Source organism: Isoptericola sp. NPDC057191 (assembly GCF_042670225.1).
Classification (GTDB): Bacteria; Actinomycetota; Actinomycetes; order Actinomycetales; family Cellulomonadaceae; genus Isoptericola.
The window spans coordinates 1-24,837 of sequence record NZ_JBHUWC010000038.1 but is presented as its reverse complement, the minus strand read 5'-3'; the positions used below and the strand labels follow the sequence as shown (position 1 = coordinate 24,837).

Annotated in this window: 20 protein-coding genes and 2 riboswitches; of the genes, 12 read left to right on the top strand and 8 right to left on the bottom strand. The window is 73.2% G+C overall.

What is annotated here, in order from left to right; genetic code table 11:
* Positions 1-123: 123 nt before the first annotated feature.
* The 5 genes from ACFT55_RS07745 (at position 124) to ACFT55_RS07725 (ending at position 6,661) form a co-directional block, all read left to right on the top strand.
* On the top strand, positions 124-1,977 hold the full coding sequence (locus ACFT55_RS07745) for a glycosyltransferase (RefSeq protein WP_380243238.1): 1,854 nt from the start codon (positions 124-126) through the stop codon (positions 1,975-1,977).
* A 13-nt stretch (positions 1,978-1,990) separates the two neighbouring features.
* On the top strand, positions 1,991-3,238 hold the full coding sequence (gene wecC / locus ACFT55_RS07740; protein WP_380243237.1) for a UDP-N-acetyl-D-mannosamine dehydrogenase: 1,248 nt from the start codon (positions 1,991-1,993) through the stop codon (positions 3,236-3,238).
* A 122-nt stretch (positions 3,239-3,360) separates the two neighbouring features.
* On the top strand, positions 3,361-4,815 hold the full coding sequence (locus ACFT55_RS07735) for a glycosyltransferase (RefSeq protein WP_380243236.1): 1,455 nt from the start codon (positions 3,361-3,363) through the stop codon (positions 4,813-4,815).
* Positions 4,802-5,806, top strand: coding sequence for a glycosyltransferase family 4 protein (locus tag ACFT55_RS07730; RefSeq protein ID WP_380243235.1), 1,005 nt, complete (start codon positions 4,802-4,804; stop codon positions 5,804-5,806). Before ACFT55_RS07735 ends, ACFT55_RS07730 begins: the two co-directional genes overlap by 14 nt.
* Before the next feature lie 12 nt (positions 5,807-5,818).
* Positions 5,819-6,661 carry an ATP-grasp fold amidoligase family protein gene (locus ACFT55_RS07725; RefSeq protein ID WP_380243234.1) on the top strand — a complete coding sequence of 281 codons (843 nt, stop codon included), beginning with the start codon at positions 5,819-5,821 and terminating at the stop codon, positions 6,659-6,661.
* On the opposite strand, the gene ACFT55_RS07720 is transcribed toward ACFT55_RS07725, so the two are convergent.
* From ACFT55_RS07720 to ACFT55_RS07705, 4 genes are all read right to left on the bottom strand, one after another.
* On the bottom strand, positions 6,651-8,231 hold the full coding sequence (locus ACFT55_RS07720) for a DUF6270 domain-containing protein (RefSeq protein ID WP_380243233.1): 1,581 nt from the start codon (positions 8,229-8,231) through the stop codon (positions 6,651-6,653). The genes ACFT55_RS07725 and ACFT55_RS07720 overlap by 11 nt on opposite strands.
* The gene (gene wecB, locus ACFT55_RS07715) at positions 8,228-9,370 is read right to left on the bottom strand and encodes a non-hydrolyzing UDP-N-acetylglucosamine 2-epimerase (RefSeq protein ID WP_380243239.1); all 1,143 of its coding nucleotides are present in this window, start codon (positions 9,368-9,370) and stop codon (positions 8,228-8,230) included. Before wecB ends, ACFT55_RS07720 begins: the two co-directional genes overlap by 4 nt.
* 61 nt (positions 9,371-9,431) lie before the next feature.
* Positions 9,432-10,385 carry an ABC transporter ATP-binding protein gene (locus ACFT55_RS07710; RefSeq protein WP_380243232.1) on the bottom strand — a complete coding sequence of 318 codons (954 nt, stop codon included), beginning with the start codon at positions 10,383-10,385 and terminating at the stop codon, positions 9,432-9,434.
* A gap of 7 nt (positions 10,386-10,392) precedes the next feature.
* Positions 10,393-11,226 carry an ABC transporter permease gene (locus ACFT55_RS07705; protein ID WP_380243231.1) on the bottom strand — a complete coding sequence of 278 codons (834 nt, stop codon included), beginning with the start codon at positions 11,224-11,226 and terminating at the stop codon, positions 10,393-10,395.
* Between the two features lie 166 nt (positions 11,227-11,392).
* Here ACFT55_RS07705 and ACFT55_RS07700 point away from each other — a divergent pair, with 166 nt between their 5' ends.
* The gene (locus tag ACFT55_RS07700; RefSeq protein WP_380243230.1) at positions 11,393-12,706 is read left to right on the top strand and encodes a UDP-glucose dehydrogenase family protein; all 1,314 of its coding nucleotides are present in this window, start codon (positions 11,393-11,395) and stop codon (positions 12,704-12,706) included.
* A 23-nt stretch (positions 12,707-12,729) separates the two neighbouring features.
* Here the strand turns inward: ACFT55_RS07700 and ACFT55_RS07695 are convergent, their stop codons facing one another.
* The gene (locus tag ACFT55_RS07695; protein ID WP_380243229.1) at positions 12,730-14,358 is read right to left on the bottom strand and encodes a glycosyltransferase; all 1,629 of its coding nucleotides are present in this window, start codon (positions 14,356-14,358) and stop codon (positions 12,730-12,732) included.
* A complete protein-coding gene (locus tag ACFT55_RS07690) occupies positions 14,355-15,662 on the bottom strand; it encodes a glycosyltransferase family 4 protein (RefSeq protein WP_380243228.1) in 1,308 nt (435 codons plus the stop codon). The genes ACFT55_RS07695 and ACFT55_RS07690 overlap by 4 nt, the downstream gene beginning before the upstream one ends.
* Before the next feature lie 123 nt (positions 15,663-15,785).
* On the opposite strand from ACFT55_RS07690, the gene ACFT55_RS07685 reads away from it, so the two are divergent.
* Both ACFT55_RS07685 and ACFT55_RS07680 read left to right on the top strand, forming a co-directional pair.
* Complete coding sequence (locus ACFT55_RS07685; protein WP_380243227.1) at positions 15,786-16,865, top strand: LCP family protein; 1,080 nt, start codon at positions 15,786-15,788, stop codon at positions 16,863-16,865.
* A gap of 167 nt (positions 16,866-17,032) precedes the next feature.
* Entirely contained in the window at positions 17,033-18,379 is a 1,347-nt protein-coding gene (locus tag ACFT55_RS07680) for an MFS transporter (protein WP_380243226.1), read from the top strand.
* 51 nt (positions 18,380-18,430) lie between these two features.
* On the opposite strand, the gene ACFT55_RS07675 is transcribed toward ACFT55_RS07680, so the two are convergent.
* Together ACFT55_RS07675 and serC are read right to left on the bottom strand one after the other, a co-directional pair.
* On the bottom strand, positions 18,431-19,261 hold the full coding sequence (locus ACFT55_RS07675) for an MHYT domain-containing protein (RefSeq protein ID WP_380243225.1): 831 nt from the start codon (positions 19,259-19,261) through the stop codon (positions 18,431-18,433).
* 157 nt (positions 19,262-19,418) lie between these two features.
* On the bottom strand, positions 19,419-20,594 hold the full coding sequence (serC, locus tag ACFT55_RS07670; RefSeq protein WP_380243224.1) for a phosphoserine transaminase: 1,176 nt from the start codon (positions 20,592-20,594) through the stop codon (positions 19,419-19,421).
* Positions 20,595-20,737: 143 nt separating this feature from the next.
* Between serC and ACFT55_RS07665 the strand changes: the two genes are divergently transcribed.
* From ACFT55_RS07665 to ACFT55_RS07650, 4 genes are all read left to right on the top strand, one after another.
* A complete protein-coding gene (locus tag ACFT55_RS07665; protein WP_380243223.1) occupies positions 20,738-21,457 on the top strand; it encodes a metal-dependent transcriptional regulator in 720 nt (239 codons plus the stop codon).
* A 114-nt stretch (positions 21,458-21,571) separates the two neighbouring features.
* A riboswitch (cyclic di-AMP (ydaO/yuaA leader) is annotated at positions 21,572-21,766 on the top strand.
* Between the two features lie 3 nt (positions 21,767-21,769).
* Positions 21,770-22,561 (top strand): C40 family peptidase, encoded by a 792-nt coding sequence (locus ACFT55_RS07660; RefSeq protein ID WP_380243222.1) that lies wholly within the window; start codon positions 21,770-21,772, stop codon positions 22,559-22,561.
* A gap of 190 nt (positions 22,562-22,751) precedes the next feature.
* A riboswitch (cyclic di-AMP (ydaO/yuaA leader) is annotated at positions 22,752-22,939 on the top strand.
* Positions 22,940-23,746, top strand: a complete 807-nt coding sequence (locus tag ACFT55_RS07655) for a C40 family peptidase (protein WP_380243221.1) — start codon at positions 22,940-22,942, stop codon at positions 23,744-23,746. It abuts the riboswitch before it with no gap.
* Positions 23,747-23,879: 133 nt separating this feature from the next.
* Positions 23,880-24,824 carry a universal stress protein gene (locus ACFT55_RS07650; protein WP_380243220.1) on the top strand — a complete coding sequence of 315 codons (945 nt, stop codon included), beginning with the start codon at positions 23,880-23,882 and terminating at the stop codon, positions 24,822-24,824.
* The last annotated feature ends 13 nt before the right edge of the window (positions 24,825-24,837 follow it).

Sequence of the window (24,837 nt, the reverse complement as noted above, 5' to 3'; positions counted from 1 at the left end):
GCCGGCGCCGAGGTCGGAGCGACCGCTCGGCCTCGGCGCAGACCTCGCCAGGTCGTCGTGCGGTGACCCCGAACGAGGACGGCCCGCATACCCGCTCGCGCCCCCCGGTGGTCGCTGGCGGCCGTGCGGACGGCCGCGTGGCACCTGCGGCGCGGGGGGCCGGCGCAGCTGCGCCGGTACGTGCGCCGGCGGCGCGCCGCCGGCGACCGGACGTCCGCCGCGGCCCGCCCGAGCCGGGACGGCCTGACGTACGACCCCTGGCCGCTGCCCCGTCACGGACCGGGGCGGCCGCTGCGGGTGGGCGTCGTGCTCGACGAGTTCTCGCGTCTGGCGCTCGGGTACGAGTGGGAGCAGGTGCCGCTCGACCCCGCGTCCTGGCGCGCGCAGCTCGACGGCCTGGACCTGGTGTTCGTGGAGTCCGCCTGGCACGGGAACGGCGGCGCGTGGCGGTACCACCTCACCGGCCCGTCCGCGCCACGGCCCGCGGTCGTCGAGCTGCTCGACGCCGCCCGGGAGCGCGGCGTTCCCACGGTCTTCTGGAACAAGGAGGACCCGGCCCACTTCGAGGACTTCCTCCCCACGGCCGCTCTGTTCGACCACGTCTACACGACCGACGTCGGCCGCGTCGGCGCGTACCGCGAGCGGCTGGGGCACGACCGCGTCGGGGTGCTCGAGTTCGCCGCGCAGCCGGCGATCCACAACCCGGTCCGGACGCACGGCGCCGGGCCGCGGCGCGACGTCGCGTTCGCGGGCACGTGGTTCGCGCACAAGTACCCCGAGCGCCGGGCGCAGGCGGAGATGCTGCTGGGCGGCGCGCTGGACGCATCGCCGCGCCTCACGACCGGGCTCGAGATCTTCTCGCGGTTCCGCGGGCAGGACGACCGGTACGAGTTCCCGGAGCCGTACGCGTCGCGCGTCGTCGGCTCGCTCGACTACCCGCAGATGCTCACGGCGTACCGCGACTACAAGGTGTTCCTCAACGTGAGCTCGGTGGTGGGCTCGCCGAGCATGTGCCCGCGCCGGGTCTTCGAGCTCACCGCGTGCGGCACCCCGGTCGTCACGGCACCCGGCGCCGCGGCCGGCGAGCTCTTCGCCCCGGACGAGGTCTTCACCGTCACCACCCGGGCCGAGGCCGCGGACACCGTCCGTGCCCTGGTGCGCTCACGGGAGCTGCGGGACCGCGCGGTGCACCTCGGGCAGCGGCGCATCTGGCGCGAGCACACCTACGGCGCACGGGTGCAGCGGGTGCTGCACGACGTCGGGCTGGCGGACGCGGCGACGGTGCCGCGACCGTCGGTCACGGCGCTCGTGTCCACGAACCGGCCGCACCGACTCGACGACGTGCTGCGCACCGTGGGCGCGCAGGCCGAGGTCCAGGTGCAGCTCGCCCTGCTCACGCACGGCTTCGAGGTGGACGAGGCCGACGTGCGCGCGCGGGCGGCGCGGGCCGGCGTCGAGGACCTCGTGCTCCTGCACACCGACGCGGGCGTGCCGTTGGGCACCTGCCTGAACCGGCTGGTGGACGCCGCGGACGGGGACGTCGTCGCCAAGATGGACGACGACGACCTGTACGGCCCGCACTACCTCTCCGACCAGCTGTACGCGATGTCGTACAGCGGTGCCGAGGTGGTGGGCAAGCAGGCGCACTACCTCTATCTCCAAGAACGTGACGTGACATTGCTGCGCTTGCAGGATCTGCAACACCGGCATTCTGACCGGGTGATGGGTCCTACGATCGTCGCGCGTCGAGAGGTAATGGCCGCCGTGCGGTTCGGAGAATTGGCTCGGGGTGAGGACACCGAGTTCTTGCGCCAGGCCGTCGAGGCCGGTGTGCGGATCTATTCCGCGGACAGGTTCAACTTTATCCAGGTGCGGTCCGCCATGGGCGGGCACACGTGGACCGTGGCCGATTCCGAGCTGCTCGCGGCGAGCGACGTGATCTGCTACGGGCGCGCCGACCGGCACGTCTTCGTATGACGAGGAAAGAGCTATGGAGATCAACACGGTCGGCGTGATCGGTCTGGGCTATATCGGCCTCCCGACGGCCGCGATCCTGGCGTCCCAGGAGATCAAGGTGATCGGCGTGGACGTCAAGGAGTCCACCGTCGAGGCGATCAACCGCGGTGACGTCCCGTTCGTCGAACCTGACCTCGCCACCTACGTCGCCGCGGCCGTGCGACGAGGAAACCTGCGGGCCACGGACACCCCCGAGCCCGCGGACGCCTTCATCGTCGCCGTCCCGACACCCTTCCAGGGCGACTACGAGCCCGACCTGTCGTACGTCGAGGCGGCGGCCAGGGCCGTGGCTCCCGTGCTCCGGGGCGGCGAGCTCCTCATCCTCGAGTCGACGTCGCCCCCCGGCGCGACCCGGAAGATGGCGGACTGGGTGCTCGAGGCCCGCCCCGACCTCAGCCTCGACGGCTCCCAGGGACGCCCGACGATCCACGTGGCGCACTGTCCGGAGCGCGTGCTGCCCGGCCGCGTGATGATCGAGCTGGTCACCAACGACCGCATCGTCGGGGGTCTGACGCCCGAGGCCGGCCAGCGCGCCAAGGACCTCTACGCCGTCTTCTGCCGGGGCGAGATCCTGCTCACGGACGCGGTGACCGCGGAGATGGCCAAGCTGGTCGAGAACGCCTTCCGCGACGTGAACATCGCGTTCGCGAACGAGCTGTCCCTCATCGCCGACAAGCTCGACATCGACGTGTGGGAGCTCATCCGCCTCGCGAACCACCACCCGCGCGTCAACATCCTGGAGCCGGGCCCCGGGGTCGGCGGCCACTGCATCGCCGTCGACCCGTGGTTCATCGTCGACGCCGACCCCGAGCAGGCCCGGCTCATCCGCACCGCACGCTACGTCAACGACAGCAAGCCGCAGTGGGTCGTCGACCAGGTCGTCGCGGCCACCGAGGGGATCGAGTCGCCGACGATCGCGGCCCTCGGCCTCGCGTTCAAGGCGGACATCGACGACCTGCGCGAGTCGCCCGCGCGCCGCATCGTCACCGATCTCGCGGACCGCCTGCCGCAGGCGGACGTGCTGGTCGTCGAGCCCCACATCGACGCGCTGCCGGGCGACCTCGCCCAGCGCCACAACGTGGGGATGGTCGAGTACGCGGACGCGACGGCGGCCGCCGACGTCGTCGTGGTCCTGGTGGACCACCAGCAGTTCAAGGCGAGCGCTGCTGGCGGGGCAGCCGTGGACGGCACGGTCATCGACACCCGGGGAGTCTCCCGTTGATCTCCAGGAGCAGCGACCGCCGTGCTCCGCTGCGCCGGCACGCGGCGGGCGCACGACCCGGCACGACGGCGCAGACGGACGCGACGGACGAGACCGGGGCGGCATCCTCGCCAGGAGCCGGCATGACCCCCGTGGCCGACGTCCTGGCCCACTACCTGGTGGGTCCCGGCGACCAGGTCGACCTGCGGATCGGCGCCTTCCGGGACCACGACGTGGACCGTGCGGCACTCTTCACCATCGAGTTCCGCGACGAGCACCGCGAGGTCGTGGCGCCCGCGGGGGACCTTCCCGTCAACCCCAGGTTCGGACCGTACATCTACCTCCCGGACGGCGAGCAGCCGCTGGCCACGCTGGAGGTGTCGCTCCAGGCGCCGCCCCGGGCCCGCATGATCACCATCCGCGGCCACCAGTGGCGCAAGGGGGTGGCGAACCACGTCACGGAGCTCGAGGTCAGGCGGGCGCCGTCGTCCGCCACGGACCACAGCCTGGAGGACGCGCTCTCGGGCCTGGCGGTCGACGACACCGTCGTCATCATCTACTCCACCGCGCCGCCCGTCGGTCACGAGACGCTGTCCCTGCGCCCCAACCGGCTCGCCCGCGAGTACGCGGCGGCGGGCCATCACGTGATCTTCATGCCGTTCGGAAGTCTCGGCGACTATCCCGAGCAGCCGGACCCCCGCATCCTCCAGGTCGAGGGCAAGCAGCTCTCGGCCCTCTTCACGGCGCTGGCCCACCGCACGGGCCCGAGCACGGTCTTCATCTGTTCGTCCTACCCCGACGTGCGGACGGTGCTCGCCATCGACACCGCGAAGGCGCGCCGGTGGCGCACCGTGTACGAGGTGCGCGACGAGATGGAGGAGTTCAACCGGGTCGGGTACTCGAAGTGGTTCCGGCCGATGCTCGAGTCGCGGGTCGCCCGCGCCGCGGACGACGTCGTGACCGTCAGCCCTCGCCTCGCCGAGAAGATGAACGCCATCTCCGGCAGGACCGACGCGATCGTCGTGCCCAACGGGGTGACGGACGACCTGCTCCGGTCGACCGCCCACCTGCGGACGCTGGACTCCGTCACGGGGAGACCGCGGGACCCGGTGGTCGTCGGGTACATCGGCCATCTCACGCCGAGCTGGTTCGACTGGGAGAGCGTCGTCGACGCGGCGGTCGCCATGCCCGACGTGCGGTTCGAGATCGTGGGGCACGGCATCCCCGACGGCCTGCGGCTGCCGGAGAACGTCGCCGCGCTGGGACCGAGGACGCACGACGAGTGCCGCGCCGTCGCCGCGGGCTGGACGGTGGGCATGATCCCGTTCCGTCCGTCGCCCCTCACCACGGCCGTCGACCCGAACAAGCTCTACGAGTACCTGGCGTTCGGCCTGCGGGTCGTGTCCGTGGAGATGGGGTCGGTCACGGAGTCTCCGCTCACCTTCGTCTACCGGCGGAGCGACGAGCTCGCGGAGACGCTGCGGGTCGCCCTGGCGCACCAGGTCGACGAGGAGGACGTCCAGAGCACGGAGCGCTACCTGGCATCGGTGCGGTGGTCTGCCAGGGCAGAGGAGATGAGGCAGCATGTCGGGTTCTGACGCGTCCGTGACGATCTCCGTCTACACGAACTGCTCGCTCGGGGGCATGGCGACGGTGCTCCGCAACCGCGCGCTGGCGGAGCCGGAGACCCGCCACCTGCTCTACTTCTCGAAGGACTCCGGCGGCCGTCCGTCGTTCGCGAACATCCCGCACGTGGACGTCCGCGTCATCGAGAAGGGCCGCCTGATCAACTCGGTGCTCTACGGCGCGGGGCTGTACGACGTGAACGAGATCTCGGTGACGTCGATGCCCAAGATGGCGGAGGCGATCGCGGCGACCGACCTCCGCGACGCGCTCGTCTACGAGTTCCACACGTCGGACCTGCCGACGATCTCCCGCGAGGTCGGGGAGCTGGCGCTCACCTTCCCGGAGCGGGTGCGGGTCCCCAGCAACTTCGCGGCCGGGCTGGTGCGGAGCGCCATGCAGTCCGCGGGGGTGGACGCCACGATCGAGGTCGTCCCGAACCTCGTGGACCTGTCGACCTTCCAGCGCGGCCGGACGGTCGCGGAGCGTCCGCTCCGGTCCGCGTCCCGCCCCCTGGTCTGGGTGGGCCGGCTGGACAAGGGCAAGAACCCGAACGACTTCGCCCGGATGCTGGCGCAGCTTCCCGAGGAGTTCACGGGGGAGGTGGTCCTCAGCCTGGAGGACGGCCCGGACCGGATCGAGCGGTACCTCGGGATCGCTGGTGACCTCGGTGTGCTCGACCGCCTCCGGTTCCACTCGAACTTCTCCCAGGCCGAGATGGCCAACCTCTATCGATGGGCGGCGCGGCACGGGGGCGCGTTCATCTCGACGTCGCTCGCCGAGTCCTTCGGCTATGCGCTCGTGGAGTCTGCCGCGTGCGGGCTCCCCACGGTGGGCTACGAGGTGGGTCCGCTGGGCGAGCACGACATCTGCGGGGGCGAGCTCGTCCCGGTGGGCAGCATCACCGAGCTGGTGGCGGCGGTGCGGCGGGTCTGTGGGAGCGGCTCCGACCCCGTCCACGTCTGAGGAAGGAGAACCATGGACTACCTGGCACGGATGAGGCGTCGCATCGAGGGCAAGGAGCGCTGCGTCCCGGGCCGGCTCGGGGACAAGCTGGTGGGACGGGAGCTCGCGACGCTGATCGGGGTGCGCTCCGCGACGATCGTCGAGCGACGCACCGGCGTGGGCCTGCCGGACGACCTGTCGTCCCTGCCCACCCGGTTCGTCCTCAAGCCGGTGTTCGGGTCGACGAGCATGGGGGTGCTGCTCCTGGAGCGGGCGGCCGACGGGTTCGTCGACCTGACGACCGGCGCAGTCCTCGCGCCCGAGGACGTCGTCGACGTCCAGAAGAAGGTCGCGGACCACTTCACGAAGGCGCACGACACGGCCGAGTTCCTGGTGGAAGAGCTGCTGGTGTCGCCCGACGGTGAGATCCCTCCCCAGGACGTCAGGTTCTACGCGTTCCAAGGCGAGATCGGCCTGATCCTCAAAGAGGACCACATGCACGAGGTGACCCGGGCCATGTACTTCGGCTCCGACTTCTCGCCGCTGCGCGACGTGCGGTCCAAGTACGGGGTGCACGCCGGGGTGGCGCACATGGAGGAGATCGTCGACGCCGTCGTCCCCGAGCGCGCGGAGGAGCTCCTGTCGGTGGCGCGCCGGATCTCCGTCGCGGTCCCGTCGCCGTTCGCGCGCATCGATCTCCTGCTCGCGACGGGCGGGGTCTACCTGGGCGAGATCACGCTCTACCCGGGCACGTTCTACTACGGCAACCGGAAGCTCATGTCCCCGGGTGAGTCGGAGCGGCTGGGTTCGCTGTGGGAGTCCGCGGAGCGCAGGCTCCTGGGATCGGCAGGGTTCCAGGCCGAGGTCAGCGGTTGATCTCGGCGAGGTGGTCGACGTCCCGCCACGAGGTCAGGTCGCGTCCCGTCAAGGACTCGACGTACTCGATGTCCGGTCGGTAGAGCTCGACCAGGATCTGCAGCTCGGCGGGCGAGAAGGGGGCGGCGCTGCGCATCAGGCGCGCGCTGGTGTTCCGGTTGACCGGCGAGGACGAGGCGGCGTCGAGCGCCGGACGCCCCGCCGCCGGCAGGCCGAGCGCGTCGAAGGCCGCGTCGAGGTAGGTCGCCGGGTCGGATGCGAGGTCGTCGTAGAGCAGCACCGAGATGCGGTCCTCCCCGACGGTCGTGGCCCAGTGCCGGTGGAGCTGCCGGTAGAAGCCGACGCCGAGGATCCCGCGCAGGCTCCCCGCCGCGAAGAGGCTCGTGGTCGGCGGGACGGCGCCCATCGCGACCGACTGCCAGTAGGCAGAGATGGCGCGCGAGACGGGGTCGCGCAAGGAGAGCAGGTACCGGGTGTCCTCCGGCAGATGGTCCCGGGCGATCGCCGCGCTGTCGTCCCGGCCCCTGCCGAAGGGGCCGTCGGCCACCGGCCAGAAGAAGAGGTGCGAACGCTGCCCGCGCAGGCGGGCTTTCGCCGCGCCGTCGAAGACCCTGGCGTAGGCACGACGTTCGGCCGGGTCGGCGATCTTCTCGGCGCTGGTGAGGACCGTGGCCGCGGTCGACGGCGCGACGAAGACGTCGTCATGGTCGTTCAGGCGCTCCTGCAACCACGCCGTGCCGGAGCGGTGGGCGCCGAGGATCAGGAAGTTCGGGCCGTCGGCCAGCCTCCCCGTCGCCGGGGACCGGCGGTCCCGCTCCGAGGAGAGCACCTGGCGCGTGCCGACCGCACCGACGACGAGGTCGGCGAGCCTGCGGTAGACGCCTGCGGCGTAGTGGAACGGCGCGTCGCCCCACGGGTGCGCCGGGCTCGACACCACGTCCTCCGGGTCGAGCGCGACCCGCGTCGCGTCCAGCGCCTGCGCGGCCGCGGCCGTGTAGCGGCCGAACAGCGCGTTCGCCTCCCGCGCTTCCGTGCCGTAGCTGCTCGGGGTGGCCGCCCCGGCCTCGGACCGCTCGGCCCAGGGCACGTCGAGGAGCAGCACCGCAGCGTGCGGCATGTGCTGGCGGACGAGCGCCCCGACCGCGGCGATGCCCTGCACCCAGTACTGGTAGTGCTGCTCGCTGCCGAACGGCAGGTGCTGGGAGCCGGCCGGGAGGTGGTGCTCCGCTCCCGAGCCGACGAGCTCGGTGGAGCGGGTGACCACGGAGCCGTCGGGGAGCACGTACGCGCCGAGGCGCTCGTCGACGAGGTCGACCAGCACGACGTCGGTCTGGTGCGCCGCCTCGGGGACCAGCGTCTGCAGGCTGGACGCGAAGTCCCCCGAGACCATCCGCTGCTGGAAGGGGGAGTCGAGCCGAGGGGGGTCGACCAGGGTGACCGGGCGGGTGTAGGCGCTGAGGGCGGACTGCCGCGCGACGTACTGGACCAGCTCGAACCGGTCGGGGTCGAGGTGCTCGAACGTGTCCCGGGAGACGCACGACCCGTAGACGAAGACGCGATGCCTGCTCATCGTGGCGCGTCGCCCTGCCAGTCCGTGGGCCGAGGACCCCCGTGGAGGAGGTGCTGGATGGCCTCGACCGAACGTGCGGCGCTCGACCCGTCGCCGTACGGGTTGGTCGCGCGGGCCATCGCCTCGTAGGCGTCCTGGTCGCGCAGGAGCGTGCTGACCTCGTCGACGATGCGCTGCTCGTCGGTGCCGATGAGCTTGACGGTGCCCGCCTCCACGGCCTCGGGGCGCTCGGTGTTCTCCCGCATCACGAGCACGGGCTTGCCGAGGCTGGGCGCCTCCTCCTGGACCCCGCCGGAGTCCGTGAGGACCACGCTGGACAGCGCCAGCATGCGCGTGAACTCGCCGTAGGCGAGGGGTTCGGTCACGGTGACGTTGTCGAGCCCCTCGAGCTGCGGCAGCACGGCGTCACGGACCACGGGGTTGCGGTGGGCGGGCAGCACCACGTGGACCTCGGGGAACGCCGTCGCGAGGCGTGCCAGCGCCCGGCCCACGCCTTCCATCGCGCCGCCCCAGTTCTCCCGGCGGTGCGTGGTGACGAGGAGGATGCGGCTGCCGGAGTCCGCGAGGTCCTCCAGCGCGGGGTCGCTGAACGGCGTCTTCTTGTCCACCGTCATGAGCAGCGCATCGATGACGGTGTTGCCGGTGACGAGGATGGCGTCGCCCGGCACCGACTCGTGGCGCAGGTTGGCCTTGCTGGTCGCGGTCGGCGCGAGGTGCAGTGCGGCGACCTGGGAGGTGATCCTGCGGTTCGCCTCCTCGGGGAACGGCGACAGGATGTTTCCGGAGCGGAGCCCCGCCTCGACGTGCGCCACCGGGATGCCGCGGTGGAACGCGGCGAGCGCGGCGGCCGTCGAGGTCGAGGTGTCGCCCTGGACGACGACGGCCGCGGGCTGCTCCGCCGCCAGCACCGGGTCGAGGCGCTCGAGCACGCGGGCCGCGATCTGCGACAGGGACGCGCCGTGCTCGAAGATGTCGAGGTCGTGGTCGGGCGTGATCTCGAAGATCTCGTTGACCTGGTCCAGCATCTCGCGGTGCTGGCCGGTGACCACGGTGACGGAGTCGAGCTCCTCGCTGGCCTCGAGGGCCTTGATGACGGGGGCCACCTTGATGGCTTCCGGGCGGGTGCCGTAGACCGTCATGATGCGGGGCCTGGTGCTTGCCACTGTCACGCCTTTCTCTCGCTGCGACGACGGGACGTCGTCAGCGGCTCCACGGGACCGGCCGAGATCGACGGGCCGGCCCTCCTTCGTCCACCCGGACGATGGTCTGTGTGTGTTCCTGGAACGAGGTCTCGAGGATCTTGTTCGCCTCCTCAGGGCGGTCCTTCGCCTTCGCCCAGGCCCACCTGCGGTAGCGCAGCGCCACGTCCTGCGCGGGGCCGTCGGCCACCAGCCGGCCGTGATGCAGCCAGAGGGCCCGTGTGCAGGTCTCCTCGATGGTCTGGGCCGCGTGGGACACCAGGAACACGGTCCCGGCGCCGTCGCGCAGCCGTTGCATCCGTGCCTCGCTCCGTTCCTTGAAGGCCGCGTCGCCGGTCGCGAGCGCTTCGTCGATGAGCAGGATGTGCGGGTCGGCCGCCGTGGCGATCGCGAAGCGCAGCCGGGCGCCCATGCCGGAGGAGTACGACCGCATCGGCAGGTAGATCGACCTGCCCAGGCCGGCGAGCTCCGTGACCTCGGGGACGGCGGCCTCGGCCTGCGCGGGCGTGAGCCCCATGGCGAGGCAGCCGAGGCGGATGTTCTCCTCGCCGGACAGGTCGGGCACGAGGGCGGCGCTCACGCCGATGAGGAGCGGCGTGCTCGTGGCGAGGACACGACCCTTGCCGGGGCTCTCCAGCCCCGCGATGAGGCGCAGCAGCGTGCTCTTGCCGGAGCCGTTCTCCCCGACCAGGCCGATCTGCTCGCCCGACCGGGCCACGAGCGAGACGCCCGACAGGGCGCGGACCCGCACCTGGGGCTCGCTGCCCAGCACGGCGCGCGCGGCCCGGACGACCGGACGGGCGCGGCGTGCGCGCTCGGCGACGTCCGTGGACGGCACCCGGTAGGAGACGCTGACGTCCTGCACGGCGACCGTGGCCGGAGCGAGAGCGGTGCCGCCGCGCCCGGACACGGCAGGACCGGAGAGGGGGCGGGCCGGCACGGTGCGGTCAGACACGGTGCGGTCAGACACGGCCATAGGAGTCCTCCGCCTGCCAGAACACGAGAAAGCCGACGACGAGGGTCCCGACGGCCCAGGCGCCCAGCCCGAGCCAGGTCGACAGCCCCGGGACGACGCCGTACAGGAGGGTGTCGCGTGCCGCGTCGATCACCAGGAACATGGGGTTGGCCTGCATGACCCCGACGACCTGCGGGTAGCTCTCGAACCGGTCGATCGAGAAGAACACGGCGGACCCGTAGAGCCAGAACCGCATGAGGACGCCGATGAGCTGGTTGAGGTCGGGCAGGGCCGCGGCGACGCGGGCCAGGAGCAGCGACAGGCCGGTCACGAAGACGACCTGGAGCACCAGGACCGCGGGGAACAGCGCGGCTGCCGGGGACCAGTCCTCGGCCTCGGGCAGCACCAGCAGCAGGAGGAACATGGCCGCGAGGGTCGGGACCAGCGTGAGGACGCCCCTCAGGACCACCGAGACGGGGAGTGCCGCGCGCGGAAAGCTGAAGGCACGGACGAGGTTGCGCCCGCCGGCGACGGAACGTGCCGCACCGGTGACGCACGTCGTCGTGAACTGGAAGAGGAAGACGCCGATGATGAGGTACCCGACGAAGTTCTCGATGCCGGCCCGGGCTTCGAGCACCACCCCGAAGATCACATAGAAAGCGAGCCCGTTGAGAATGGGGTTGACGATCAGCCACGCCTGCCCGAGCAGGGTCTCTCGGGTGCCGCTGGCGACCTTCGCCCGCGCCTCTGCCCACAGAAAGTGCCGCCGGTCCCAGAGCTCTGCGACGTACGCCGCCACGGGTGGTCGAGCACCGACCGGGAAGAGTCGTTCCGTCGACACGACCTCCACGGTGGACCTGAGCGGTGCGGAGCTTTCTTCGTCCAGGTCATCGGCGCGCGTCGCGCCCTTCGAATATTCAGCCTCGTGCGCCATCGCCCCGCATCCTAGGGTGCATAAGAGCACTATGACGCGTTGGCATCTGTCGCTCTGAAAGAGAGGATGGAATATGAAAATATCGGTTGTCGGACTGGGGTACTTGGGCGCCGTTCACGCCGCGAGCATGGCGAAGCTGGGGCACGAGGTCGTGGGTGTCGACGTCGACGTCGACCGGGTGGACGCGCTCGCCGCGGGCAAGGCTCCGTTCTTCGAGCCCGGGCTCGACGACCTGCTGACCGAGGTCACGGAGACGGGCCGGCTCACCGTGTCCGCGGACCTGGCCGACGCGGCGGGTGCGCACGTGCACTTCGTGTGCGTCGGGACGCCGCAGCGCCGCGACGGCCCGGCGGCCGACCTCACCGCCGTCGACGCCGCCTTCACCGACCTGCTGGCGCACCTCGCGCCCGGTGCCGTCGTCGTCGGGAAGTCCACCGTCCCGGTGGGGACGGCGCAGCGCCTCGCGGACCAGGTGGCGGCCGCACGACCGGACGCCGTGCTCGCGTGGAACCCGGAGTTCCTCCGCGAGGGGTTCGCCGTGCAGGACACGCTGCGCCCCGACCGGCTCGTCTACGGCGTCGCCGACGGCGCGGCCGGGGAGCGCGCGGCGGCCGCGCTGGACGACGTCTACGCCGCGCTGCTGGCCGACGGCGTGCCGCGCATCGTCACCGACTACCCGACGGCCGAGCTGGTCAAGGTCGCGGCCAACTCGTTCCTCGCCACGAAGATCTCGTTCATCAACGCGATGGCCGAGCTGTGCGAGGTCGCGGGCGGTGACGTGGCGCGGCTCGCCGACGCGATCGGGTACGACGCCCGCATCGGACGCCGCTTCCTCAACGCCGGTCTCGGCTTCGGCGGGGGCTGCCTGCCCAAGGACATCCGGGCCTTCCGGGCCCGCGCCGACGAGCTCGGCGCGGGCGACGCCGTGGCGTTCCTCGGCGAGGTGGACGCGATCAACACCCGGCGGCGGGCGCGCATGGTCGACCTCGCCGTGGAGGTCCTCGGCGGGATGGTCGAGAGTGCCGAGGTCACGGTGCTGGGCGCCGCCTTCAAGCCGGACAGCGACGACGTGCGCGACTCGCCCGCCCTCGACGTCGCGGCCCGCCTGGCCGAGCTGGGCGCGGTCGTCACCGTGCACGACCCGCAGGCCATCGACAACGCCCGCGCCAAGCAGCCCGGCCTGCGCTACGAGCGGGACCTGGAGGCGGCCCTCGCCGGCGCCGACGCGCTGCTCGTCCTCACCGAGTGGAAGCAGTACCGCGACCTCGACCCGGAGCGGGTGGGCACGCTCGTCGCGCAGCGCACCGTGCTCGACGGGCGCAACGCGCTGAGCCGCACCGCCTGGACGGAGGCGGGCTGGCAGTACCGCGCCCTGGGGCGCCGCTGACGCTCCGCGCCGTCGGGCCCCGCTCAGCCGCGGGCGACCGCGAGGGCGGCGTAGACGTCGGCATACCGGCGCACGACCCGCTCCCACGTCCGCCCGGCGGCGACCTGCCGCCCCGCGTCGACGAGGGCGGCACGGTGCGTGTCGTCGGTCAGCACCCGGCCGACGGCGTCCCCCCACGCGGCCACGTCGCCCGGGTCGACGAGGACGCCCGCGGGGGAACCGCCGCCGGGTCCCGCCGGCTCGAGCGGCGAGAGCACCTCCGCGAGGGCGGGCAGGTCGCTGGCGACGACGGGCCGGCCGAGCGCCATCGCCTCGACCGGCTTGAGCGGGGTCACGAGGCGGGTGACGCGGTCGGGACGCCGGGGCACGAGGACGGCGTCGAGCGCGGCGAGGTAGGTGCGGGCGACGTCGCGGGGCACGCGGCCCGGCAGCAGGGCGTGCTCGCCCAGCCCGAGCTCGGCGGCGAGGCGTAGCAGCCGCGGCCGGTCGACGCCGTCGCCCACGACGAGCGCCGCCACGTCGACGCCGCGCGAGCGCAGCAGCGCGACGGTGCGCAGCACGGTGTCCAGGCCCTCGTAGCCCACGACGCTGGTCACGGCCCCGACGACGAACGGCGCGGTCCGGAGCCCGAGCACGGCGCGGGCCTGCGCCGGCGCGGGCGCGGGGCCGAGCAGGGCGGCGTCCACGGCGTTCGGCACCACGGTGACGCGCGCCGCGGGGACGCCGCGGGCCACGAGCTCGTCGCGCATCGTGGCGGACAGGGTGACGACCTGGTCGGCGGCGAGCGCCAGCGCCGTCTCCTTGGCGCGCAGCAGCGCGAACCGCTCCGAGGAGGCGGCTCGCTCGCGCGCCTCGGGCGTGGGGTGCGACGCGGCCCAGGTCTCCTCGGGCAGGCCGCGCACCTCGTACACCCAGGGCAGGCCGAGGCGTGCCGCGGCAGCGCGCGCGGCCTCGCCGGTCGTCCAGGGCGTCGTCGCGTGCACGACGGCGGGCTGCGCGGTCTCGAGCGCACGCACCAGCAGCTCGACGCCGTCGCGCGCCCGTCGCCCGTGGTCCGAGGGCAGCGTGCGGGGCACCAGACGGCCGTACGGGACGCCGTCCACGACGTCCGTGCCGTGCGCGCCCAGCGCGCCGACCGTCAGCGGGTAGCCCGCCCGCGTGGTCGCGGTGACGTGGTGCCCCGCGGCACGCTGCGCCGTGAGGACGGCATGGGTGCGCAGCGTGTACCCGCTCTGCGTGTGCGGCAGCGAGTTGGTGAGGTGGTGGTGCACGGCCGGGGGCGCGGACGGCCGCACCGGCGCGACGGGCGTGGGCTCGGGGCCGCGAGCAGGTCGCGGCGGGGTGACCGCCTCCAGCAGCGCGACCTGACCGAGGAGCGCCGCCCGCACCCGACGCCCCGCACGCGTGGACGGGGCGGCCCCGCGCACGGCGGCGACGTCCCCGGCCTGCCACGCGGCACGCAGCCGCCCCGCCTCGCCCGAGGTCCCGTCGCCCAGGACGCGTTCCACCCAGGGCACGACGACGGCGCCCACGCGCGGGGACGTGCGGCGTGCGCCCTGCAGCACCAGCCACGCCGGGTCGGTGGCCAGCGCGCCACCGACGAACGACGCGGCCAGCCGGGCGTCGCGGGCCAGCGCGCGCAGCCGGCTCAACGGGTGCCCGCCGTCGTGGGGGTGAGCTCGCGCAGCAGCTCCACGTACCGCTGGGCCAGCGCGTCGTCGTCGGCGTTGCGCGCCACCCACCGCGCGGCGCCCGGGTCCGCGCCGGGCACCTGGCCGGTCGCCGCCCAGCCCGACCACAGGGCGGTGAGCCCGTCCACGTCACCGGGCGCCACGACCGTCCCCGCGCCGGACCGCCGCACCAGCGCCGCCGCCTCGCCCGCGACGCACGCCGTCGCGTACGCGCCGGAGGCCATCACCTCGTACAGCTTGGACGGGACGGTCCACTCCAGCGGCTTCCAGTCGCGCAACGACACGACGACGGTGTCCGCCCAGGCGTAGTAGCGGCGCACGTCGTCCGGTGGCACTGCGCCGACGAAGGTCACCGGTGCGTCGAGCTCGGCCGCGAGCTCCGCCAGGAACGGCAGCCGCGCCCCGGTGCCGAGGATCCGGACGTCGAGCGGGAGCCCGCGCCGCGCGACCCGCGCGGCGGCCCGCACCACCGACTGCAGGTCCTGCGCACGACCCACGGTGCCGGCGTAGACGGCACGCAGCGGGCGGTCCGGCGGCAGGCTCGCGTCGCCGGGGACGGGCACGTCGTCCGCGGTCAGCGGCCGGAAGGAGGTGCCGTTGCGCACCACGGCCACGCGGGGCACACCCCGTTCGCGGAGGACCTCGGAGAACGCCTCGGTCGTCGTGACGACGGCGTCGGCGCGGGCCTGCAGGCGTGTCACCGCGCGGTGCACGAGGGCGCGCACGCCCGCCAGCAGCCGGGCGGGCAGGGGTCGGTGGGTGTCCAGGACGCCGCTGGGCTCGATGAGGTCGGGCCAGGCGTCGCGCATCTCGATGACGAGCCGGGCGCGGAACAGCCGGGCCAGCAGCCACGCCGCGACCATCGACGGGATGCCGGGCACCGTGCCGACCACGACGTCGGGCCGCTCGGCGGGTCGCCGCAGGTGCCGCACCCCGAGCGCGACGGCGCTCGCCGCCGCCACCGTCTGGTCGAGGGTGCGGGAGACCAGGTCGGCGCCGTGGGGCCGGAACCTGGTGCGGACCACCAGCTCGCCGTGCCGGCCGCGGGAGACCGCGCCGGGCCGGTACGCGTCCTGGTCGTCCTGCAGCCGCCCGGTCGGGTGGTGCGGGGGCGGGGCGAGGACGGCGACGTCGACCCCGGCGGCGAGGAGCCGCGGCGTCAGGGTGTCCCAGCGGCGTTGCGGCGCGCCGTGCTCGGGCGGGTAGTGGTGCGTGACGAGCAACATCCGGGGGCGCTGCGACGGCGTCGCCGTGGTGCCGCGCATCGTCCTGCCTCCTCGTGTCGCCGTCGCACCGCGGGCCATGCGGTGCACGGGGCAGGCGCCTCGGCCGGAACCGGCACAAAACGGCACCCACGGTCGTTCGCCCGGATCCTAGGATCCCCCACTGTGAGCAGAGCGCCCGTCGACCCCTCGCCCGCCTCGACGGACCCCTCCTCGCGTCGTCACGGGCGCGCCGGGGCCCGCGGCACCCGACGCGCGCTCGCCGTCCTCGGGGCGCTGGTGCTGCTCCTGGCCGCCGGCAGCCTCGGGGCGGCCTGGTGGTTCCAGCACCGGCTCGACTCCAACATCGAGCGGCTGGGCGACCCGTTCGCGGCGATCGAGGACGGACCCGTCCGCGAGGACGTGGCGGCGGAGACCGAGGCCGTCAACCTTCTCGTGCTCGGCTCGGACAGCCGCATCTCCGCGGGCGACCCGTCGCAGTGGAAGGCTGGCGCGCAGCGCACCGACGCGATCATGCTGGTGCACCTGCCCGCCGACCGGGAGAGCGCGCAGGTGATCTCCGTCCCGCGCGACTCGTGGGTGAGCGTCCCCGGCCACGGCCAGGCCAAGATCAACGCGGCGTTCTCCTACGGCGGCCCCTCGTTGCTGATCCAGACCGTGCAGGACCTCACTGGTGTGCCGGTCGACCACTTCCTGGTCACGGACTTCGACTCGTTCACCGCGATGACCGACGCCCTCGGTGGCGTGCGCATCCGCGTGCCGGAGGACATCGGCGACGGGGACCAGGTGTTCTTCAGCGAGGGCGTCCACACCATGACCGGCGAGGAGGCGCTCGCGTACACCCGCCAGCGGCACGGCCTCGTGAACGGCGACCTCGGCCGCGTGCAGCGCCAGCAGAACTGGATGCGCGCCATCCTCGCGAAGGTCAACAACCACCGGAACGACGTCGGCACGATGACGTCGTTCCTGACCACGGTGAGCAGGTCGGTCGCGGCGGACGACGGCTTCACCGTCGACCGCATGCGCGAGCTCTTCCTGAGCGCCCGGGGGCTGAGCACCCACGACGTCACCTTCCTCACCGCGCCGAGCTCGGGCACCGGGCGCAGCGCGGACGGCCAGTCGATCGTCGTGCTCGACCGCGAGCGGTTCGACCCGCTGATGAAGGCCGTCGCGAGGGACCGGGCGGCGGCGTACGTGGACGAGCACGCCGACGACCTCGACATCCTCCCCGCCACCGTCCGGTAGCCGGCCGCGACCCGGGAAGGGTGCGGGGCGCAGGACGCGTGGCGCGAGTCACCGCCGAGCAGGGAATAGAACGATTCGATACCCTGTTGCCCAGGTCGACTACCCGACCCAGGAGTAAGGAGATCCGTGGCCCCCGCGAGCGACGCGACCGTCGGGGGGCCTGCCTGATGAGTGCCACCTTCTCGTCCCTCAAGTACACGAACTACCGCATCTGGTTCGCCGCCGCCCTCGTCGCCAACGTCGGCACGTGGATGCAGCGCATCGCGCAGGACTGGATCGTCCTCACCGACCTCAGCGACAACTCCGGGATCGCGGTCGGCCTCACCACGGCGCTCCAGTTCCTCCCGTTCCTCCTGCTGTCCCCGTGGGCCGGCGTGCTCGCCGACCGGCTGCCGCGCCGACGCCTCCTCATGGCCACCCAGGGAGGCATGGGCGTGCTCGCCCTCGGCCTCGGCGTGCTCGTGCTGTCCGGCCGGGCCGAGCTGTGGCACGTCTACGTGTTCGCCCTCCTGCTCGGCGTCGTGTCCGCGCTGGACAACCCTGCGCGCCAGACCTTCGTCGCCGACATGGTGCCCGCCGACAAGCTGCCCAACGCCGTCGGGCTGAACAGCGCGTCGTTCAACGCCGCCCGGCTGATCGGCCCGGGCGTGGCCGGCCTGCTCATCGCGGCCGTCGGCGCCGGCTGGGTCTTCCTCATCAACGGCGTCACCTTCGGCGCCACGATCGCGGCGCTCGCGCTGATGCGCGTCCGCGAGCTGCGCCCGCAGCCCGCACCCCGTCGGGCCAAGGGCCAGATCCGCGAGGGCGTGGCGTACGTGCGCCGACGCTCCGACATCGTGGTGATCATGGTCGTGATGTTCGTCGTCTCGACGTTCGGCCTGAACTTCCAGCTGACGTCGGCGCTCATGGCGCGCGTCGAGTTCGGCCGAGGCGCGGGGGAGTACGGCATCCTCGGCTCGGTGCTGGCGATCGGCTCGCTCGCGGGGGCGCTGCTCGCCGCGCGGCGGGACCGCCCGCGCGTGCGGCTCGTCATCGGGTCGGCGTTCGCGTTCGCGCTCTCGACCGCCGTGCTCGGGCTCATGCCGACCTACGCGTCGTTCGTCGTGGCGTGCATCCCCGTGGGGCTCGCGTCGCTCACGATGATGACGGCGGCGAACAGCGCGCTGCAGGTCTCCACCGACCCCGCCATGCGCGGCCGCGTCATCGCGCTCTACGTGATGATCTTCCAGGGCGCGACGCCGATCGGGTCGCCGCTCGTCGGGTGGATCGGCGAGGCGTGGGGTCCCCGCTGGTCCATCCTCGTCGGCTCGATCGCGACCTTCCTGGTGGCGTCGGGCGCGACGGTGTGGGCCGTGCGCCGGTGGCACCTGCGCGTCCGCTACCGCGTGCGCACCCGCCCGCACCTCGAGGTGGTCTACCTCGACCGCGAGGCGCTGCAGGGGGCCACGACCCGCGACGGCGTGCGCCGCGAGCTCAGCCGGGCGGACGCCGAGCGGGTCCCGACCACGGCCTGACCGCGTGCCGCGCGGTCGGCTGCCTGGTGGGTGGCCCGGTCGGAGGCGCGGTCAGCGCGGGAGCGTGTCCCGTCGCGTGGCGTGCCGGGTGGCCCGGTCGGCGGCGGCCTGGTCGCGGCGGCGCAGGCGGGCCTCGAACTCCTGCTGGTCGCGCATCTCCTCCTCCGTGGGCCACATGAGGACGACGAAGACGAGCGCGACGGTCAGGGCCGCGATCCCGAGGATGAGCGGCCCGAGCAGGTCGACGGCGGTCGTGCCGCTCGTGGGGACGCCCGGCGTCCCCGTGATGGTCAGGGCGGCCATGCCCGTGTAGTGCATGCCGCTGACGGCGACGCCCATGATGAGCGCGGCCCCGAGGGTCGCGCTCCTGCCGCGCACGTTGACCGCCAGCCACAGGGCGGCGGTGGCTGCGACGATCGCGATGAGGACGGACAGCCCGACCACCGGCAGCGAGAACTCCTTGTGGCCCGTCATGCGCATGGCGGCGATGCCCATGTAGTGCATCGCGGCGACGCCGAGCCCCGCGACGATGCCGCCGGAGACCAGCCACAGGGGGCGGTCGCCGGCGAAGCCGACGATGAACAGCCCGATCGCGACGACGACCACGGCGACGAGGGCGCTGAGGATCGTCTGCGGCACGTCGTAGTTGATCGGCATGTCCGTCACGGTGAAGCCGAGCATGGCGATGAAGTGCATCACCCAGACGCCCGTGCCGCCGATGGCGAGGGAGCCGACGAGGAGCCAGACGGCGCGCGACTTGGCGTCGGTCGCCGCCCGGGCGCGGGACGTGGCCGACAGGCCCGTGGCTGCGCCCAGGCAGGACGCGACGTACGCGAGCACCGGGGTGACGATCCCGTAGGTGAAATGGTGCATCTCCGGCATGTGGGGCCTCCCGGCATCCTCGCCCGAACAGGACGAGGCGGCACGTTATCAGCCCGTGATCTGATGGGTGAAACGTGCCGCCTGACCTGGGACGATGCTGCCCTCCTCGGGAGGGTCCTCGGGTGGGCCGGTGCGGGTCGCCGGGAGCCCGGGCGGGTCAGCCCAGGTGCTCCACCACGTGGTCGACGCACGCCGTGAGGGCGCGCACGTCGTCCGGCTCGACGGCGGGGAAGACGCCCACGCGCAGCTGGTTGCGGCCGAGCTTGCGGTAGGGGAACACGTCGACGACACCGTTCTCGCGGAGCGTGCGCACGACGGCCGTCGCGTCGATCGCGCCGTCCAGGTCGATCGTGGCGACGACGGTCGAACGCTCGGCCGGGTCGGCCACGAACGGCGACGCCCACTCGCGCGCGCCCGCCCAGTCGTACAGGACGCCGGCCGACTCGGCGCAGCGCGCGCTCGACCAGGCGAGACCGCCCTGCTCGAGGAGCCACTCGACCTGGTCCGCCAGGAGCACGAGGGTGGCGACGGCAGGCGTGTTGAGGGTCTGGTCCAGGCGCGAGTTCGCGAGGGCGGTCGTCAGGGAGAGGAACTCCGGCACCCAGCGGCCCGTGCCGGTCCCGGCCGTCGCCTCGACCCGCTCGGCCCGCTCGACGGCGGCGGGGGAGCAGGCGGCCAGCCAGAGGCCGCCGTCCGCCGCGAACACCTTCTGCGGGCCGAAGTAGTAGACGTCGGTGTCGGCGAGGTCGACCGGCAGCGCACCCGCGCCCGAGGTCGCGTCCACCAGCAGCAGCGCGCCGTCGGCCCGCGCGTCCTGCACCTGGCGCACCGGCGCCATCGCGCCCGTCGACGTCTCGTTGTGCGGCGTCGCGTAGACGTCCACGCCGTCCGTCCGTCGCAGGTGGGCCACCGTGCCGGGCTCGGCCTGCACGACGTCGGGGTCGGCCAGGAAGGGCGCCCGTGTCGTGGCCGAGGCGAACTTGCCGCCGAACTCGCCGAAGACGGCGTGCTGCGCGCGCCGCTCGACGAGGCACGCGGCGGCGACGTCCCAGAAGGCGGAGGAGCCACCGTTGCCCAGCGCCACCTCGTACCCGTCCGGGAGCGCGAACAGCTCCCCGAGGCCCTGCCGCACCCGGCGCACCAGGTCCTTGACGGGGGCCTGCCGGTGGGACGTCCCCAGCACGGGGGCGGCCGGGTCGCCGGCCGCGGCCAGGGCGGCGACCTGCGCGGCGCGGACCTTGGACGGGCCGGAGCCGAACCGTCCGTCGCCCGGCAGGAGCGAGGGCGGGATGACGAGGGTCGGCTGGTTCGGCACGGTCGGCGCGGCGGGCATGGTGTCTCCGGTTCCGGGCAGGGGAGCGGTCGTCGGTGGGGCAGGGCAGGATGGCGCCGGGGGTGCGCGCGACGGCGCCGCGCGACCCCGCCTGCGTCCACGCGTGCGAATAGACTAGGCCGCGCCGAAAGACGGGAGTGGACGTGACCGACCTGATCGACACGACGGAGATGTACCTCAAGACGATCTACGAGCTCGGTGAGGAGGGCATCCCGCCGCTCCGCGCCCGGATCGCGGAGCGCCTGGGGCACTCCGGCCCCACCGTGTCGCAGACGGTCGCGCGGATGGAACGGGACGGGCTCGTCGTCGTGACGGGCGACCGGCACCTCGAGCTCACCGACGCCGGGCAGGCCAAGGCGACCCGCGTGATGCGCAAGCACCGCCTCGCGGAACGGCTGCTCACCGACGTGATCAAGCTCGACTGGGAGCACGTGCACACCGAGGCGTGCCGCTGGGAGCACGTGATGAGCGACCTCGTGGAGAAGCGGCTCGTCACCCTGCTCGACCACCCGCACGCCGACCCGTACGGCAACCCGATCCCGGGGCTGTCGGAGCTCGGCGAGCAGTACCAGGACGTCCCGTTCCTCGAGGGCGTGCAGTCGCTGCCCACCGTGCTCGCCGCCGCGCGGCTGGCCGGTGGTGGCGACGGCGGGGACAAGGAGCTGGTCCTCCAGCGCATCGCCGAGCCGCTCCAGGTGGACATCGAGCTGCTGGCACGGCTCGCCGAGTCGGGGATCGTGCCCGGGGCGCAGATCACGGCCCGGGCGTCCGGCGACGAGGTCACGGTCGAGGTCGAGGGGTCCGGCGTCGTGCTGGACCTGCCGGAGGAGCTGGCGCGCCACCTCTTCGTCGCGAGCCGCTGACCAGCGCCGGGACGCCCGCGCGCGGTCGGTGCGCCAGATCGTGACCGCAGCGTGACATCGCCCGGGGTCTTCCGGTACGGTCGGGGTCGCTCGCCGGTGCTCATCCGGGGAGCGCTCGACCGGACGCCGAATCCTGCCACCGGGCGAGCTCCACGGACATCCGCACGGCAGGAGCGGGGGACCCACTTCGGGCGTCGGTGACGACGTCCTTGGGGTGAAGCCGGACGGGCCTGGTGACGGGCGCGGACGGCCGGGTGTTTCTCCCACCCGAACCCGACAGCTGACCTCGCAGGCGACAGGAGAGGTAGACACGTGACCGCACGCACGAGCAACGGCCGGCACCGCGCCGCCCGTCGTCCGATCGCCATCGCCCCGACCGGTGCCGCCGGTCGCCGCGCGGCCGTGGTCGCCGCCGCCGGTGGCCTCCTGGTCTCGACCTTCGCCAGCGCGGGTGCCGCGCAGGCCGCCCCGGTCGACACCGACGCCGCCCAGAAGCTCAGCACCGTCGACCTCGGCGCCCTGACCGACCAGGCACGCCAGGCCCTCGAGGCCGCGCCGGTCGTCACCGTCGACGCCAAGGCGAAGGTCGACGTCGAGAAGGTCACCGCGAAGATCGCGGCCGGCGCCGAGATCACGCCGGCGCCCGAGCCGGAGCCCGAGCCCGTCGTCGAGCAGGTCGCGACCACGACGGACGACTCCGCCCGCTCGACCGACACCGTCTCCCGCTCCGAGGAGCGCACGGCCGTCGAGACCGCCGCCCCGGCGTCGGCCAACGGTTCGGCCGTGGTCTCCATCGCGATGCGCTACCTGGGCGTCCCGTACGTCTCGGGCGGCAGCAGCCCGTCCGGCTTCGACTGCTCGGGCCTGACCCAGTACGTCTACGCCCAGGTCGGCATCAACCTCCCGCGCACCTCCTCCGCGCAGCGCTACGCGGGCACCGTCGTCTCCGCCTCGGCCGCGCAGCCGGGCGACCTCATCTGGACGCCGGGCCACGTCGCGATCTACGCCGGCGACGGCATGCAGATCGACGCCCCGAAGCCGGGCGACGTCGTGAAGTACCGCGCGATCTGGCAGTCGAACCCCACCTTCATCCGCGTCGGCTGAGTCCGTCCGACACGTCACGACGACGCCCCGTCACGCCTCGCGTGACGGGGCGTCGTCATGTCTCGGGGAACCGGTTCGACCTGCGCCGACGCGGGTCTCCGGACCCCGCTCCGAGGCCTTGTGATCGAAACGTGACATTGCCGTCCCGGTCCGCTACGGTGTCACCCAGTCGGCGGTCGTCCGCCGATTCTCGACCGGAACGCCGAGCCCTGCCGCCGGTCGAGTACCGCAACCTCCTGGCAGGGGCGGGGGACCCAATTTCGGGCATCGGAACACGGTGTCCTTGGGGTGAAGTCGCACGGACCTTGTCCACGCGGCCGGGTGTTTCTCCCACCCGAACCCGACAGCTGACCTCGTAGGCGACAGGAGAGGGAACACGTGAACGCACGTACCACGCGCGCCCGGCACCGTGCCGCGCGCCGTCCGCTCGGTGGCCTGGTCCAGAGCGTCAGCTCGACGACCACGGGTCGCCGCGCCGCCGTCGTCGCCGCCGCCGGCGGCCTGCTCGTCTCGACCTTCGCCAGCGCGGGTGCCGCGCAGGCGGCCCCGGTCGACCACGACGCCTCGAAGAAGCTCAGCACGGTCGACCTCGGCGCCCTGAGCGACCAGGCGCGCGAGGCCCTGGAGGCGGCGCCGGTCGTCACCGTCCAGGCCAAGGCGAAGGTCGACGTCGAGACGCTCAGCAAGAAGGCCATCTCGTCCGCGAAGATCACCCCGGCCCCCGAGCCCGAGCCCGAGCCGGAGCCGGCGCCCGTCGTCGAGACCCGCACGGAGACCGTCTCGCGCAGCACGGAGCGCACGGAGGTCCCGACCGAGGCCGTGGCGCCGTCGAGCTCTTCGGTCGGCGCCCAGGTCGTCTCGATCGCTCACCGCTACATCGGCACCCCGTACGTCGTGGGCGGCTCGACGCCGTCCGGGTTCGACTGCTCGGGCCTCGTCAGCTACGTGTACGCGCAGGTCGGTGTCAGCCTTCCGCACCAGTCCAGCGCCATCCGCTACGCGTCGAACGTCTCGGTCGTCTCCGCGTCCGAGGCGCAGCCGGGCGACCTCATCTGGTCCCCGGGTCACATCGCGATCTACATCGGCGGCGGTCAGCAGATCGACGCCTCGCGTCCCGACGGCTGGGACACGCGCATCCGCGACATCTGGCAGTCCAGCCCGGTGTTCCTGCGCGTCCAGGCCTGACGCACCGCAGCGGCGCCCCGGTACCTCGGTACCGGGGCGCTTTGCTGTGCCTTGCGGCTGCCTTTCGCTACTCTTGAACCAGACGCACTCGACGACGAGGGCGGGCTCCTCGCCAGCGGACAGGAGGCGCAAGATGACACGGCCTGAGGTCGTCCTGGTAGGTGTCGACGGGTCTGCAGCGAGCCTGCACGCTCTCGACTGGGCCGCCGCGTACGCGCGGCGCGTGGGGTGGGGGCTGCACGTGGTCTGTTCCTACTCGCTGCCGTCGTTCACCGCGGCGTCGCTCGACGGCGGGTACGCAGCGCTGGACGACACCGCGATCCAGGAGGGAGCCAAGGCGGTCCTGGCCGAGGCGGAGGAACGCGTGGCCGCCGCCGGGGTGCCCGTGCAGGGCACGGTCGCGACGGGCGACGCGGCGGGGGTGCTCGTCGAGATGTCCCGAGAGCACGCGCTCGCCGTGGTGGGCACGCGCGGCAAGGGCGGCTTCACGGAGCGGCTCCTCGGCACCGTCTCGTCGGCGCTGCCCGCGCACGCCCACTGCCCGACCGTCGTCGTGCCGTACCGGGGCTCGGACGGCGGGACGGAGGTGACCGAACGCCGCGACGGCGACGTCGTGCGCGAGGTCCGGCGCATCGTGGTGGGGGTCGACGGCTCGCCCTCGGCCGAGGTCGCGCTGAAGCACGCCGTCGCGCAGGCGAAGGCCTGGGACGCGGAGCTCGTGGCGGTCGCCGGTGTCCCCCTCGGCGGGGGTGCGGGCATCCTGGCGTGGCTCCCGTCGCAGATCGACCACGAGACCGTGCTCGCCGACGTGAAGGCCGGCCTGGACGTCATGGTCGACCGCGCCGAGGCCGCCAACCCGGGCGTCACGATCAAGCGGCACGTGCTCGACGGCACCGGCGCGGAGCTCCTCACGGAGTTCTCCACCGGAGCCGACCTCGTCGTCGTCGGCTCCCGGGGCCGCGGCGGCTTCCGCGGCCTGCTGCTCGGCTCCACCAGCCAGGCGGTGCTGCACCACTCCGCCTGCCCGGTGCTCGTCGTGACGCGCAAGTGCGACGAGGAGCTCAGCCAAGCCGCCTGACAGGGTGTTGTGG

Coding starts and splice junctions, on each gene's coding strand:
- wecC (WP_380243237.1), top strand. CDS start 1,991: ATGGAGATCAACACGGTCGGCGTGATCGGTCTGGGCTATATCGGCCTC.
- ACFT55_RS07735 (WP_380243236.1), top strand. CDS start 3,361: ATGACCCCCGTGGCCGACGTCCTGGCCCACTACCTGGTGGGTCCCGGC.
- ACFT55_RS07730 (WP_380243235.1), top strand. CDS start 4,802: ATGTCGGGTTCTGACGCGTCCGTGACGATCTCCGTCTACACGAACTGC.
- ACFT55_RS07725 (WP_380243234.1), top strand. CDS start 5,819: ATGGACTACCTGGCACGGATGAGGCGTCGCATCGAGGGCAAGGAGCGC.
- ACFT55_RS07720 (WP_380243233.1), bottom strand. CDS start 8,231: ATGAGCAGGCATCGCGTCTTCGTCTACGGGTCGTGCGTCTCCCGGGAC.
- wecB (WP_380243239.1), bottom strand. CDS start 9,370: ATGACGGTCTACGGCACCCGCCCGGAAGCCATCAAGGTGGCCCCCGTC.
- ACFT55_RS07700 (WP_380243230.1), top strand. CDS start 11,393: ATGAAAATATCGGTTGTCGGACTGGGGTACTTGGGCGCCGTTCACGCC.
- ACFT55_RS07690 (WP_380243228.1), bottom strand. CDS start 15,662: ATGCGCGGCACCACGGCGACGCCGTCGCAGCGCCCCCGGATGTTGCTC.
- ACFT55_RS07680 (WP_380243226.1), top strand. CDS start 17,033: ATGAGTGCCACCTTCTCGTCCCTCAAGTACACGAACTACCGCATCTGG.
- ACFT55_RS07675 (WP_380243225.1), bottom strand. CDS start 19,261: ATGCCGGAGATGCACCATTTCACCTACGGGATCGTCACCCCGGTGCTC.
- serC (WP_380243224.1), bottom strand. CDS start 20,594: ATGCCCGCCGCGCCGACCGTGCCGAACCAGCCGACCCTCGTCATCCCG.
- ACFT55_RS07650 (WP_380243220.1), top strand. CDS start 23,880: ATGACACGGCCTGAGGTCGTCCTGGTAGGTGTCGACGGGTCTGCAGCG.